Source organism: Actinocorallia aurea (genome assembly GCF_054783995.1).
On sequence record NZ_BAAGPQ010000006.1, the window covers coordinates 1 to 12,473 of the forward strand.

Annotated in this window: 11 protein-coding genes and 1 riboswitch; of the genes, 4 read left to right on the forward strand and 7 right to left on the reverse strand. The window is 70.2% G+C overall.

Features of this window, described 5'->3' with window-relative positions; genetic code table 11:
- Window positions 1-584: 584 nt before the first annotated feature.
- Window positions 585-1,520 (reverse strand): NADP-dependent oxidoreductase, encoded by a 936-nt coding sequence (locus ACYVOM_RS08160; protein ID WP_460302634.1) that lies wholly within the window; start codon window positions 1,518-1,520, stop codon window positions 585-587.
- A gap of 104 nt (window positions 1,521-1,624) precedes the next feature.
- Here ACYVOM_RS08160 and ACYVOM_RS08165 point away from each other — a divergent pair, with 104 nt between their 5' ends.
- Window positions 1,625-2,038 (forward strand): winged helix-turn-helix transcriptional regulator, encoded by a 414-nt coding sequence (locus ACYVOM_RS08165; protein WP_460302635.1) that lies wholly within the window; start codon window positions 1,625-1,627, stop codon window positions 2,036-2,038.
- A gap of 144 nt (window positions 2,039-2,182) precedes the next feature.
- Here the strand turns inward: ACYVOM_RS08165 and groL are convergent, their stop codons facing one another.
- From groL to thrC, 4 genes are all read right to left on the reverse strand, one after another.
- Window positions 2,183-3,808 carry a chaperonin GroEL gene (gene groL / locus ACYVOM_RS08170; RefSeq protein ID WP_460302636.1) on the reverse strand — a complete coding sequence of 542 codons (1,626 nt, stop codon included), beginning with the start codon at window positions 3,806-3,808 and terminating at the stop codon, window positions 2,183-2,185.
- A 288-nt stretch (window positions 3,809-4,096) separates the two neighbouring features.
- On the reverse strand, window positions 4,097-4,297 hold the full coding sequence (locus tag ACYVOM_RS08175; RefSeq protein ID WP_460302637.1) for a cold-shock protein: 201 nt from the start codon (window positions 4,295-4,297) through the stop codon (window positions 4,097-4,099).
- Window positions 4,298-4,545: 248 nt separating this feature from the next.
- Window positions 4,546-4,824, reverse strand: coding sequence for a MoaD/ThiS family protein (locus tag ACYVOM_RS08180; protein ID WP_460302638.1), 279 nt, complete (start codon window positions 4,822-4,824; stop codon window positions 4,546-4,548).
- 8 nt (window positions 4,825-4,832) lie between these two features.
- Window positions 4,833-6,062 carry a threonine synthase gene (gene thrC / locus ACYVOM_RS08185; protein ID WP_460302639.1) on the reverse strand — a complete coding sequence of 410 codons (1,230 nt, stop codon included), beginning with the start codon at window positions 6,060-6,062 and terminating at the stop codon, window positions 4,833-4,835.
- Window positions 6,063-6,075: 13 nt separating this feature from the next.
- Window positions 6,076-6,214: riboswitch (SAM riboswitch) on the reverse strand.
- 185 nt (window positions 6,215-6,399) lie between these two features.
- Here thrC and ACYVOM_RS08190 point away from each other — a divergent pair.
- Window positions 6,400-7,824 carry an alpha,alpha-trehalose-phosphate synthase (UDP-forming) gene (locus tag ACYVOM_RS08190; protein WP_460302640.1) on the forward strand — a complete coding sequence of 475 codons (1,425 nt, stop codon included), beginning with the start codon at window positions 6,400-6,402 and terminating at the stop codon, window positions 7,822-7,824.
- 38 nt (window positions 7,825-7,862) lie between these two features.
- On the opposite strand, the gene ACYVOM_RS08195 is transcribed toward ACYVOM_RS08190, so the two are convergent.
- Window positions 7,863-8,414: an RNA polymerase sigma factor gene (locus ACYVOM_RS08195; RefSeq protein WP_460302641.1), complete on the reverse strand. Its 552-nt coding sequence runs from the start codon at window positions 8,412-8,414 to the stop codon at window positions 7,863-7,865.
- A gap of 52 nt (window positions 8,415-8,466) precedes the next feature.
- Between ACYVOM_RS08195 and ACYVOM_RS08200 the strand changes: the two genes are divergently transcribed.
- Window positions 8,467-10,221 carry a serine/threonine-protein kinase gene (locus tag ACYVOM_RS08200; protein ID WP_460302992.1) on the forward strand — a complete coding sequence of 585 codons (1,755 nt, stop codon included), beginning with the start codon at window positions 8,467-8,469 and terminating at the stop codon, window positions 10,219-10,221.
- A 144-nt stretch (window positions 10,222-10,365) separates the two neighbouring features.
- Window positions 10,366-10,929, forward strand: a complete 564-nt coding sequence (locus ACYVOM_RS08205; protein WP_460302642.1) for a PadR family transcriptional regulator — start codon at window positions 10,366-10,368, stop codon at window positions 10,927-10,929.
- A 3-nt stretch (window positions 10,930-10,932) separates the two neighbouring features.
- On the opposite strand, the gene ACYVOM_RS08210 is transcribed toward ACYVOM_RS08205, so the two are convergent.
- The gene (locus ACYVOM_RS08210; protein ID WP_460302643.1) at window positions 10,933-12,393 is read right to left on the reverse strand and encodes a serine/threonine protein kinase; all 1,461 of its coding nucleotides are present in this window, start codon (window positions 12,391-12,393) and stop codon (window positions 10,933-10,935) included.
- Window positions 12,394-12,473: the final 80 nt, after the last annotated feature.

Sequence of the window (12,473 nt, forward strand, 5' to 3'; positions counted from 1 at the left end):
TAAGTCCTGGCCTTATTTGGCACTGACTTTTAGCACGCTGTTGAGTTCTCAAGAAACGGACTCGCACCGTTTTCCACCCTTGCGGGCTTCTTTCGGAGCAACCCTTCTAACTTACCGGCTTCCAGAAGTTTGTCAACTTCTTTCCGCTGTCTTACTTTCTGCTCTAGATCCGCTACTTCCGTAGCGCCTTCCGGAGCAACCCTTCTAACTTACCAGATCCGTCCGAAGTGTCAAACTTCGTCCCGATCTGTCGCTTTTGGCCGCGGCGAACCGCACCCTTGAGCGGGGTGGATCAGAAGGAGTTCCCCGCGATCGGCCGCCCCTCGGTCTCCCTCGTTGCGGCCCGCTCTCAGCGGGGCGAAGCAAACGTTATGCCCCCTCCGCCTGATCGTCAAACCGGCCCGCAGGAAAAGTTCCACGAACTCCCGTGGCTCCTTCCCCGGACCCCTCGCGCCGCAGCCCCTCACCCGTTCGATCGCTCCCGTCCCCCCGTCGAGATCGGAGCCGACCCCGGCACCGCGGCGGTCCAGGGCCCGCCCCGTCCTCCCTCCGCCAAGGTCGGGGCGGGCTGCCGGATCGTTCGGTCAGGGCACGAGGACGACCTTGCCGGCGACATGGCCTGCCGCGACCGTCTCGTAGGCCTTGGCCGCGTCCGCCAGGGGGAAGGCGGCGTCGACGTTGACGCGGAGCGCGCCATCCGACGCGAGCGCGGTCAGGCGGCCCAGGTCATGGGCGGAGGGCCGGACGTCGACGCCGGCCAGACGGATCCCCCGGGCCGCCGCCTCCTCCTGGGTGAGCCCGAGGAAGGCGGACAGCGCGCCGACGAGCACGCCGCCCGGGCGCAGGACACCCGCCGAGCGCGAGCCGTTGTCGTGGCCGAGAAGGTCGAAGACGACGTCGAGGCCGGAGAGCACCTTGGTGTAGTCCGTCGTCTGGTAGTCGATTATTTCGTCGGCGCCGAGCGCGCGCACGAAATCGTGCTTGCCTGCGGAGGCCGTTCCGACCACCCAGGCTCCCCTGCTCTTGGCGATCTGCACCGCGAGGTGGCCGACGCCGCCCGCGGCCCGGTGCACCAGGACCCGCTGCCCCGGACGCACGTCGGCGATGCCGATCAGCGCCTGGTAGGCGGTGAGCCCCGCGAGCGGCAGCGCCCCCGCCTCCTCGACCGCGAGCCCCTCCGGGATGGGGACGATCTCGTTCGCCGACGCAAGGGCGTACTCGGCGTGGGCCGCGGCCTCCGCCGGGAAGCCCGGCATGCCGAGGACGCGGTCGCCCGGCCGGAACGCCGAGACGCCCGAGCCGACGGCCGCGACGGTCCCGGCCACGTCCCAGCCCGTGGTGAAGGGCGGGTCGCCGAGCAGTGGGTAGTACCCCGCGCTGACGGCGACGTCCACAGGGTTGACGCCCGAGGCCGCGACCTCGATGAGGACCTGGCCGGGGCCGGGCTCCGGACGGGCGGTCTCGGTGATCCGCAGGACCTCGGCCGGTGTGCCGAACACGTCCTGGGAGAGCTTGCGCATGGGTGCTCCTGTCGTCTTCGGGAGGCTTCCTCCCGGGCGTCTCCATCCTCACCGCGACAGGTATCTCCTTGAAAGAAGGCACCTTTGAGATATATAGGTACCTCATGGATACCAAGCCCGAGCAGGTCCGCTACGACGCGAACGCCTATCTGGCTCAGTGCGCGTCCCGGACCGTCCTCATCGCCCTCGCCGACAAGTGGACGTGCCTGCTCGTCGACGCGCTCAAGGACGGCCCCCTCCGCTTCGGGGAGCTCCGGCGCCGCATCGGCGGCATCACCCAGAAGAGCCTCACCTCGACCCTGCGCACCATGGAACGCGATGGCATGGTCCTGCGGACCGTCTATCCGACGATCCCCCCGAAAGTCGAATACGAGCTCACTCCGCTAGGCCGGAGCGTCATCACCCTGATGAGCGGAATCAAGTCCTGGGCCGAATTCCATGTCGACGAGATCCTGACCGCCCGAGCCGACTACGACCTGCGGGCCACGCTCGAACCGCAGCCCGTCAGGAGCCCGTGACCAGGCCTTCCCGCATCACGCGACGGTCTTCGAATTCCCTGGGGAGGGCTTCCTCCGGCCCTTGCCGAAAAGGGAGACGGTATGCAGAAAGGGCGGCCCCGAAGAGGGACCGCCCTTTCTGTGCTGCCTTGGCGCGCGGACTTCTTAGAAGTCCATGCCTCCACCGTCGGGCATGCCGGCCGGGGCCGGGTTCTTCTCGGGCTTCTCGGCGATGACGGCCTCGGTCGTCAGGAAGAGGGCCGCGATCGACGCCGCGTTCTGCAGCGCGGAGCGGGTCACCTTCGCCGGGTCGATGATGCCGGAGGCGAACATGTCGACGTACTCGCCGGTGGCGGCGTTGAGGCCCTGGCCCGCGGGCAGGTTGCGGACCTTCTCCACCACGACGCCGCCCTCAAGGCCGGCGTTGACGGCGATCTGCTTGATCGGCTCCTCGAGCGCCTTCTTGACGATCGCGGCACCGGTGGCCTCGTCGCCCACCAGGTCGAGCTTGTCGAACGCGTTCACGGACGCCTGGAGCAGCGCCACGCCACCGCCGGGGACGATGCCCTCTTCGACGGCCGCCTTCGCGTTGCGAACGGCGTCCTCGATGCGGTGCTTGCGCTCCTTGAGCTCCACCTCGGTGGCGGCGCCGGCCTTGATGACCGCGACACCGCCCGCGAGCTTGGCCAGGCGCTCCTGGAGCTTCTCGCGGTCGTAGTCGGAGTCGGTGTTGTCGATCTCCATGCGGATCTGGTTGACCCGGCCCTGGATCTCGGTCGCGTCGCCCGCGCCCTCGACGATGGTGGTCTCGTCCTTGGTGATGACGACCTTGCGGGCGCGGCCCAGCTGGTCGAGGGTCACCGAGTCGAGCTTGAGGCCGACCTCTTCGGTGATGACCTGGCCGCCGGTCAGCACGGCGATGTCGCCGAGCATGGCCTTGCGGCGGTCACCGAAGCCCGGGGCCTTGACGGCGACGGACTTGAAGATGCCGCGGATCTTGTTGACGACCAGCGTGGCCAGGGCCTCGCCGTCGACGTCCTCGGCGATGATCAGCAGCGGCTTGCCGGCCTGCATGACCTGCTCGAGCACGGGCAGCAGGTCCTTGTTGGAGGAGGCCTTGCCGCCGACGATGAGGATGTACGGGTCGTCGAGCGACGCCTCCATCCGCTCGGGGTCGGTCACGAAGTAGGGCGAGATGTAGCCCTTGTCGAAGCGCATGCCCTCGGTGAGCTCGAGCTCCAGCCCGAAGGCGTTGCTCTCCTCGACCGTGATGACGCCTTCCTTGCCGACCTTGTCCATCGCCTCGGCGATGAGCGTGCCGATCTCGGTGTCGGCGGCGGAGATGGAGGCGGTGGAGGCGATCTGCTCCTTCGTCTCGATCTCCTTGGACAGCTGGGAGAGCTGCTCGGAGACGGCGGCGACGGCGGCCTCGATGCCCTTCTTCAGGGACATCGGGTTGGCGCCGGCGGCGACGTTGCGCAGACCCTCGCGCACCAGGGCCTGGGCCAGCACGGTGGCGGTGGTGGTGCCGTCACCCGCTACGTCGTCGGTCTTCTTGGCGACTTCCTTGACGAGCTCGGCCCCGATCTTCTCCCACGGGTCTTCGAGCTCGATCTCCTTGGCGATGGAGACACCGTCGTTGGTGATCGTGGGGGCGCCCCACTTCTTCTCCAGCACGACGTTGCGACCCTTCGGGCCGAGCGTCACCTTGACGGCGTCTGCGAGCTGGTTCATGCCACGCTCGAGACCGCGCCGGGCCTCCTCGTCGAACGCGATCATCTTGGCAGCCATTGGCTCCAGATCCTCCTCGTAGTGGATGCGGAACATGGCGGGTCGGGGGATGCCCGCGACGGACGGCCTCACCCTGCGAGCGGCCCCATGCATGCCACCCGTGAGTCAGGCCTCATCGCCTCCGACCCAGAAGCTTTGCGGTTATCACTCTCACCCAGAGAGTGCCAGAACACTGTTTAGCACTCTACCCCGGAGAGTGCAAGCCGCATGCGTGCTGAGCAGGGGCACCGCCCAAAAAGAGACCCGCGTTCCCGATTCGGGGGACGCGGGTCCGTGCGGGTGGTCGGCTCAGAGGGCGCGGACGAGGTCGGCCTGGGGGCCCCGGTCCGACTGGGTGATCTCGAACTCGACCCGCTGGCCCTGTTCGAGGGTGCGGTAGCCGTCCATCTGGATGGAGCTGTGGTGGACGAACACGTCACGGCCGCCGTCGACGGCGATGAATCCGTAGCCCTTGTCCGCGTTGAACCACTTCACGGTGCCCTGCGCCATTCTTGAACCCTGACTGGAGCCGCGGCCCCCCTGGACCGCGGAACGGCCGTGGAGTCCACCTCGGACCCCCGATCCCCATTCGAGACCGCCCGGAGATCCTGGCGTGATGGAGATGGCAACGGAACATACAGGGGTGTATCAGACAGGGGAATGTTCCGGCCGGGTGTGGCCACCATTCCCTTACCGGACAAAACGCGAAAGGGCTTTCCCATTCTGACGGGAAAGCCCTTTCTGTAAAGACGCTGTGGCTAGCAGCCGCCGGCGACCGCCGGGATGATCGACACCTGGGTGCCCGCCGGGGTCGCCGTGTCGAGGCCCTGCTCGAACCGGACGTCCTCGTCGCCGACGTAGACGTTCACGAAACGACGCAGCTTGCCCGTGTCGTCCAGAACGCGCGCGGCGATGCCCGTGTAGTTCGCCTCAAGGTCGGCGATGACATCGCGAAGGGTGTCACCGGTCGCCTTGACCTCGGCCTCGCCACCCGTGTAGGTGCGGAGAATCGTGGGAATACGGACGGAAACGCTCATATCTAGTCTCAGACCAATCCGGTAGCGCGGAACGCCTCGATCGAAGGCGCGATGTTGGCGGACGGCTTGGCGACCGGGGCCACCGCGTCCAGCGTCTTCAGGCCTTCGCCCGAGTTGATGATGACCGTCTCCAGCGACGGGTCGAGCTGCCCGCTGTCGATGAGCTTCTTCAGCACGCCGACGGTCACGCCGCCCGCGGTCTCGGCGAAGATGCCCTCGGTCCTGGCCAGCAGCCGGATCCCGTCGACGACCTCGGTGTCGGTGACGTCGTCGATGGCGCCGCCGGTGCGGCGGACCGCGTCCAGGACGTAGGGACCGTCGGCCGGGTTGCCGATCGCCAGGGACTTGGCGATCGTGTTCGGCTTGACGGGGCGGATGACGTCGAGGCCTGCCTTGAAGGCCGCCGACACCGGGCTGCACCCCTCGGCCTGGGCGCCGAACACCTTGTACGGCTTGTCTTCGACGAGCCCGAGCTTGATCAGCTCCTGGAAGGCCTTGTCGATCTTCGTCAGCTGGGAGCCGGACGCGATCGGGACGACGATCTGGTCGGGCAGGCGCCAGCCGAGCTGCTCGGCGATCTCGTACCCGAGCGTCTTGGAGCCCTCGGCGTAGTACGGGCGGACGTTGACGTTGACGAACGCCCAGTCCTCCTGCTCGCCGGCCAGCTCCGAGGCGAGGCGGTTGACGTCGTCGTAGTTGCCGTCGACCGTCACGAAGGTGCCGTCGTACACGGCGGTCGTGATGATCTTCTGCTGCTCCAGGTCGGAGGGCACGAAGACGGCGCTGCGGATGCCCGCGCGGGCCGCGGCGGCGGCGACGGCGTTGGCCAGGTTCCCGGTGGACGGGCAGGCCAGCACCTTGAAGCCGAGCTCACGGGCGGCGGCCAGGGCGACGCCGACCACGCGGTCCTTGAAGGAGTGGGTGGGGTTGCCGCTGTCGTCCTTGACCCACAGGGCGCTGAGGCCGAGCGCGGAGGCGAGCTGGTCGGCCTTCACCAGACGGGTGAAGCCGGGCTCGGTGTTGGGGATCTCGGCGACGTTCGACGGGACCGGAAGGAGGTCCTTGTAACGCCAGATGTTATGGGGGCCCGCTTCGATGCTCTCCCGGGTCACGCCCGTGATGTCATAGGAGACCTCTAGCGGGCCGAAACACTCGGAACAGGCGTAGTACGGGCCGAGTTCTACGGAGTTGCCGCATTCGCGGCAGACGAGCGCGGTGGCGTTACCCAGGTTGGGCATGATGCGAGGCTCTCCCTCATCTTTGCCTGCGCCGATCTGGTCGCAGGCCGGAGTTGGCACCTGTTCCGGGAGCGCGCGCAAGGGCTGCGCCGATCGCCGGAAGGGTTGCCGGGGCTTCGCAGGGCCGGTCCCTCCACCCCTCTGGATGAGCGCCCGTCAAAAAGCGACGGGCGTGTATGAAGTTGTGCCCCGACTTTACCTCAGGTGTCCGAAGACCCGAACAGCCGGGGCGGCCACCTGGTTGGACCGTGCCCGATTGTGAGTTGCGCCACCGCCGTCCCGGTCAGGGCCGACCTTGACCGGGATCGCCCCGATGTGCCGTGCGAGACTCGGGGGCATGCAGGTACTCGTCGCCAGCAACCGCGGTCCCGTCTCCTTCGGCCGCGCCGAAGACGGCACCCTGACCATGCGCCGGGGAGGGGGCGGCCTGGTCTCCGGGCTCGCCTCCGTGGCCGCCGGCTCCGACCTCCTCTGGGTGTGCGCGGCGCTCTCCGAAGCCGACCGCACGGCAGCCCGTCAGGACCCCGAAGGACGCCTGGACAAGGCGGGCCACGACACCGGGGCCGTGCGGATGCTCGACATCCCCGAGCAGACCTTCCACCGGGCCTACAACTCCGTCGCCAACTCGACCCTGTGGTTCGTCCACCACCTTCTCTACGCCACCCCGACCGCCCCGCACTTCGACGCCACGTTCCGGCGCGACTGGCAGGCGTACGCGGCCTACAACGCGGCCTTCGCCGGGGCGCTGAGGCAGGACGCGGAGCGGGGCGCGAAGGTCGTCGTGCAGGACTACCACCTGTCCTTGGTGCCCGGGATGCTCCGGGAGGCCAGGCCCGACCTTCGGATCGCGCACTTCTCGCACACGCCCTGGGCTCCGCCCGCCTACTTCCGGCTGCTGCCCGACGACATCGGCACCGAGATCCTGGAGGGCATGCTCGGCGCCGACCACCTCGGATTCCTCTGCGACCGCTGGGCCGAGGCGTTCCTCGCCTGCTGCGACGAGATCCTCGGCGCGGCCATCGACCCCGTCGCCGGAACGGTCACGCACCGGGGCCGGACGACCCGCGTGGGCGTCCACGCGCTGGGCGTCGACGGGCCGGAGCTGCGGGAGCGGGCCGGGCGGGCGGACGTGGCGGAGCGGATGGCCTCGCTCCGCGAGCAGGTCGGCGACAGGCAGCTCATCGTGCGGATCGACCGTACGGAGCTGTCGAAGAACATCGTCAGGGGGCTCGCGGCCTACTGGGAGCTGCTGCTCAACCATCCCGAGTGGCGGGGCCGGGTCGTGCACCTGGCGTTCGCCTACCCGTCGCGGACCGACCTTCCGGAGTACCGGGCCTACACCGCGGCGGTCGAGCGCCTCGCCTCGGAGATCAACGACGAGTTCGGCACCGCCGACTGGACGCCGCTGATCCTCCAGGTGAAGGACGACTACGCGAGGTCCCTCGCGGCCTACCAGCTCGCCGACGTGCTCGTGGTGAACCCGATCCGGGACGGCATGAACCTCGTCGCCAAGGAGGGCCCGGTCCTATCGGAGAAGGGCTGCGCGCTGGTCCTGTCCCGCGAGGCCGGCGCCGCCGCCGAGCTCTCCGAGGACGCCCTCGTCGTCAACCCCTTCGACGTCTCCCAGACCGCCGAGACGATGAACCAGGCGCTCCTGCTCAGCCCCGACGACCGCAGGGCCCGCACCAAGCGCCTCGCCGACGCCTCCACGGCCCTGCCCCCGGGCCGCTGGTTCGCCGAACAGCTCGCCGCACTCGACTGATGTTCCGGGGGCCGTCCGCACGGACGGCCCCCGGAACATCACGAGTAGCTTTCGCCGAGGGTCTGGCGGACCTGCTTGCGGGCCTCGTGGATGCGGGACTTGACCGTGCCGAGGGGCAGGTTCAGCTGGGCCGCGATCTCGCTGTACTCCAACTGGGAGACGTCGCGCAGGACCAGGGCCTGGATGAGGTCCGGCTTCTTGGCCTCCAGCTCCTCCATCGCCTCCAGGATGTCGACCCGGGATCCGGCGATGACGCTGGTGCGGCGCGGGTCCGGCCGCTGCGACGGAAGCTCCCCGGCCTGCTCCACGGAGCGGCGCTTGAGGGAGCGGTAGGTCGAGCGGGCCGAGTTGGCCACGACCACATGCAGCCACGTGGAGAACCGCGAGCGGCCCTCGAACCTGTGGATGTTGCGCGCCACCTGCAGGAGCGCGTCCTGGCAGGCCTCTTCCGCGTCCTGCCTGCACGGGAGGAACCTGCCCGTATGCCGCAGGACATCACTTTGGATCAGACCGAGGAGTTCGTTGAGAGCGCCCTGGTCTCCCTGGGCGGCCTTCAAGGCCAGCTCTTCGGTTCGTTCGTTGAACGCCATCCGCTTCCGCTCCCCTTCATGACCGCTCAAAGGGCATGATATCGGGGTGTCCATGCCTTCAGCCGTCGGCCGTTACCGAATCGATCGAGTCCTCGGACAGGGGGCGTTCGCCTCCGTCTGGCTCGGCCTGGACGACGACCTGAACGACCAGGTCGCCATCAAGGTCCTGTCCGGGGCTCTCCTTGACGATCTGGACGTGCGCAACCGCTTCCTGGAAGAGGCCCGTATCCTGCGGCGGGCCGATTCCGAGCGGCTCGTCCGGGTGCACGAGTTCGGCGAGCTGCCGGACGGCCGCCCGTACTTCGTCATGTCCTATGCCGACCGCGGATCGCTGTCGGACCGGATGAAGCAGGCGGGTCCACTTCCGGTCAGCACCGCCCTGGCGTACATCGAGGACATCTCGCACGGCGTCGAGGTGATCAACGAGCTCGGCGTGATCCACCGCGATCTGAAGCCGTCGAACATCCTGTTCCAGACGACCAAGGACGGGCAGGGCGAGCGGCTGCTCATCGCCGATCTCGGCCTGGCCAAGGCGCTGGCGCACGCCTCGGGCGCGTTCACGCTCCCCGTCGGCACCCCCGGCTACATGTCGCCCGAGCAGGCCCGCTTCGGCGGCGGCCTGGACGTCCGGGCCGACGTCTACGGCGTCGGCGCGCTCAGCTACCACCTGCTGGCGGGCCGGGCGCCCGGCCCCGCGCCGGTGAAGGCCCCGCCGAGCGCCCACAACCCCTCGGTGACGCCCGAGATCGACGCGGTGGTGCTGAAGGCGCTGGAGGCCGACCGCGAACTGCGCTGGCCCACCGCCGAGGCGTACGCGAAGGCGATCGCGGCGCTGCGCCGAGGCGAGGTGCCGCTGGCGCCGCGGCCCGTTCCGCCCGCGGCGCGCCCGGTGCCCCCGGTCGCGAGCACCTCGCCCGACTTCGCGAGCTTCGAGCCGTACGGCAGCCCCGCGGGACGGCCGGAGCAGCCTCCGCAGGAGCCGCCCCGGTACAGGCAGCCCGCGAGCCCTTCCGACGCCGAGACCCAGGCCGTCCCCTACCGGGACGACGACGCGACGGTCCTGGACGGCCGCTCCCTGCTCGACCGGCAGCCGCCCGCCCCGCGCGACACCCCGTTCGGGCGGCAGAGCCCGCAGGCCCCGCCTCCCGGGTATCCGCCCGCCTCTTCCCCGGCCGCCGGGCCCGCCCCGTCGGCCCGGCCTGCCAGGCAGAGGCTGCTCATCCCCGCGGTGATCACCGCGGGCGTGCTGGTGCTCGGCGCGGTCGCCACGGTCCTGGTGCGGCTCGGCGGCGGCGATCCCGAGCCGAAGCCGACCCCGACGGTCGCGCTCGTCCCGCTGGCCGACGCGAGCCAGAAGATCCAGGTGAGCGTCCCGGCCGAGTGGACGCAGGACGCCGAGGAGACCACCTGGAACCCCGCCGCGAACGCCGGCGTGGACGACTCCGCGGACCGTCCCGTGCTGCGCGCGACCACCGACAAGGACGACTTCCGGCCCGCCGAGGCCAAGTCCCCCGGCATCTTCGTGGGCCTCACCACGGCGCTCGCGCTGCCCCCCGAAGGACAGGCCGACCACTCGGCGCCCGAAGACGGGGGCTGCGTCAAGGGCAAGACCCGGACGCTGAAGATCGACGGCCTCGGCGCGACCGTCACCCCGTGGACGCAGTGCAAGACCGGCGTCGCGTCGATCACCGAGGTGGGCGTGGTGCGGGAGGACAAGAGCTTCGGCGCCTGGGTCCGGATCAAGCAGACCCAGGACCCCGACCTCAGCGACGCCATCCTGCGGACCCTCAAGCTCCAAGCCCCCTAAGCGCCCCCGTCCGCGACGCATCCGGGCCGCCCGTCGATCTCGACGGGCGGCCCTCTTCGTGTTCGCCACTTGCCAACGACATACTTCCGATATATCGTTGAGCCATCGACAAACAGTCGTGACACTTACCGAAAGGAAGCGATCATGTATCGCGAACACGAAGAAGGCATCGGCCCGCGGCGCGGGCGCGGCAGGCGCGGCGACTTCGGCCCCTGGGGCCCCGGAGGCGGCGGTCCCCGCGGCGGAGGATTCGGCGGCGGACGGCGCGGCGGAGGCCGGGCCCGGCGCGGCAACGTCAAGGCGGCCCTGCTGGCCCTGCTCGCCGACCGCTCCATGCACGGCTACGAGATGATCAGCGAGCTGGAGAACAGGACGGGCGGCATCTGGCGGCCCAGCCCCGGCTCGGTCTACCCCACCCTCCAGCTCCTGGAGGAGGAGGGCCTGGTCACCAGCGCCGAGCAGGAGGGCAAGCGCCTGTTCACCATCACCGAGGAGGGCAGGACCACGGCCGCGGCCGACCCCGAGCCGTGGCTCGCCGTCGCCGACGCGGCAGGCAGCAGCGCGGTCAAGGCCCGCGAGTCCGTCCACCAGCTCGCCGTGGCGCTCAAGCAGGTCATGACGGCAGGTACCGAGGAGCAGCAGGCCCGCGCGCTGGAGGTCGTCGCGGACGCCAAGCGCAACCTCTACGGCATCCTCGCCGAGAGCTGAGGCCTACCGTGCGAAGGGCAGCGGAATGGCTCGCCGAGTGAACCGCGCATCGAGCACGTACAGGCCGACGTCGGCCTGGGCGAGCTCGGCCTCCACCGGGTCCGTGGTGGTGATCCGCAGAACGTACGCGGCGCGGGGCGGCATCGTCAGGGTGCCGTCCCGCAGTCGCGGCGGCGGCGAGTCGGCCACGGCCTCGCGCACCACGGTGCCCGTGCGCAGCGCGCACATCTGCAGCACCGGCTCGCACCCCGCCCGCACGTCCTCGGGCAGCGCGTCCCGGCGGATCAGCAGCTCCCCCGGCGTCTCCAGGTCGATCGTCCGGCCCGTGGTGTTGACGATCTCGTAGTCGGCGAAGGCGCGGCCGTCGTCCGTCCCGCCCTTCAGCGCCTTGATCCGGTAGGCGCCGCCGAGGTCGAGTTTCCGGCCCTCCGAAGCCGCCGCCACCTGCGCGACCGGCGCCACCTCGGTGTCGGCGCGACCGTCGTTCCACTTCACCACGGCGCCGCCCACCACGAGCGGCACCACCACCGACGCGGCGAGCAGCAGCGGTCGCAGCGGCGCCACAGGCATCCCGCCCAGGCCCAGATACGGCTGCACCGGCTCGATCGCCGGACGCGAAGGCCGCTCCGGAGCCCGCACGACCGACAGCGAGGGCCAGGACCGCGCCGAAGGCGCCGTCGTCCCCGTCAGCTCCAGCAGCAGCTGCTGCGCCGACGGCCTACGCCTCGGCTCCTTGGCGAGGCTGTCTTCCACGAGCTGCCCCAGGCGTCCGTCGAGCCCGCCCAGCAGCGGCGGCTCCGTGAGGACCCTCCCGACCACTTCCTGGATCGAGCCCTCACCGAACGGAGGGCGTCCCGTCGCCGCGTAGACCATGAGGCAGCCCCACGCCCACACGTCGGCCGCCGAATCCGTCTCCCGGCCCGAGACCTGCTCGGGCGCGCGGAACGACGGCCCGCCGAGCACGCCCCGCACACCGCCGCCTTCCAGCGCGACCCCGTAGCCGAAGTCGATGACGCGAGGGCCGCCCGAATCCAGCAGCACGTTGCCGGGCCGCAGATCGCGGTGGATCACCCCGGCCCGGTGCATCGCCCACAGCGCCCCGGCCACCCCGATGGCCAGCCGGTCCAGCGGCGGGCCGACGCGCGGGCCCGCGCCCTCCACCACGTCGCCCAGCGAGAGCCCGTGCACGAACTCCGACGCGACCCAGGGCGCGCCCCGCTCGATGCCCGCGCCCAGCAGCCTGGCGACGCACGGGTCGTCCACCCGCTGCGCGGCCGAGAGGTCCTCGGCGAAGCGGGCGCGCAGCCGCTGGTTGCCGCCGAACCTGGCGTGCAGCAGCTTCACCGCGGCCAGATCGCCGTCGCGGTCGCCGAGGTAGACCACGCCCTGCGCGCCGCGCCCGAGCCGGGCGACCACGCGATAGGGGCCGATCTGTTCGGGATCGCCCGCCTGGAGGTCTTCCATGCCGGGAATCCTGGCCCCTCGCGGACGCGTGTAACCGAGCTCTCGTGGCCGGTTGCGGCCGACCTCGGCGCGGCGGGGTG

Bases quoted from the DNA above. Each gene is read 5' to 3' on its own strand.
- ACYVOM_RS08160 (WP_460302634.1), bottom strand. From the start codon at position 1,520: ATGCGCAAGCTCTCCCAGGACGTGTTCGGCACACCGGCCGAGGTCCTG.
- ACYVOM_RS08165 (WP_460302635.1), top strand. From the start codon at position 1,625: ATGGATACCAAGCCCGAGCAGGTCCGCTACGACGCGAACGCCTATCTG.
- groL (WP_460302636.1), bottom strand. From the start codon at position 3,808: ATGGCTGCCAAGATGATCGCGTTCGACGAGGAGGCCCGGCGCGGTCTC.
- ACYVOM_RS08175 (WP_460302637.1), bottom strand. From the start codon at position 4,297: ATGGCGCAGGGCACCGTGAAGTGGTTCAACGCGGACAAGGGCTACGGA.
- ACYVOM_RS08180 (WP_460302638.1), bottom strand. From the start codon at position 4,824: ATGAGCGTTTCCGTCCGTATTCCCACGATTCTCCGCACCTACACGGGT.
- thrC (WP_460302639.1), bottom strand. From the start codon at position 6,062: ATGCCCAACCTGGGTAACGCCACCGCGCTCGTCTGCCGCGAATGCGGC.
- ACYVOM_RS08190 (WP_460302640.1), top strand. From the start codon at position 6,400: ATGCAGGTACTCGTCGCCAGCAACCGCGGTCCCGTCTCCTTCGGCCGC.
- ACYVOM_RS08195 (WP_460302641.1), bottom strand. From the start codon at position 8,414: ATGGCGTTCAACGAACGAACCGAAGAGCTGGCCTTGAAGGCCGCCCAG.
- ACYVOM_RS08200 (WP_460302992.1), top strand. From the start codon at position 8,467: ATGCCTTCAGCCGTCGGCCGTTACCGAATCGATCGAGTCCTCGGACAG.
- ACYVOM_RS08205 (WP_460302642.1), top strand. From the start codon at position 10,366: ATGTATCGCGAACACGAAGAAGGCATCGGCCCGCGGCGCGGGCGCGGC.
- ACYVOM_RS08210 (WP_460302643.1), bottom strand. From the start codon at position 12,393: ATGGAAGACCTCCAGGCGGGCGATCCCGAACAGATCGGCCCCTATCGC.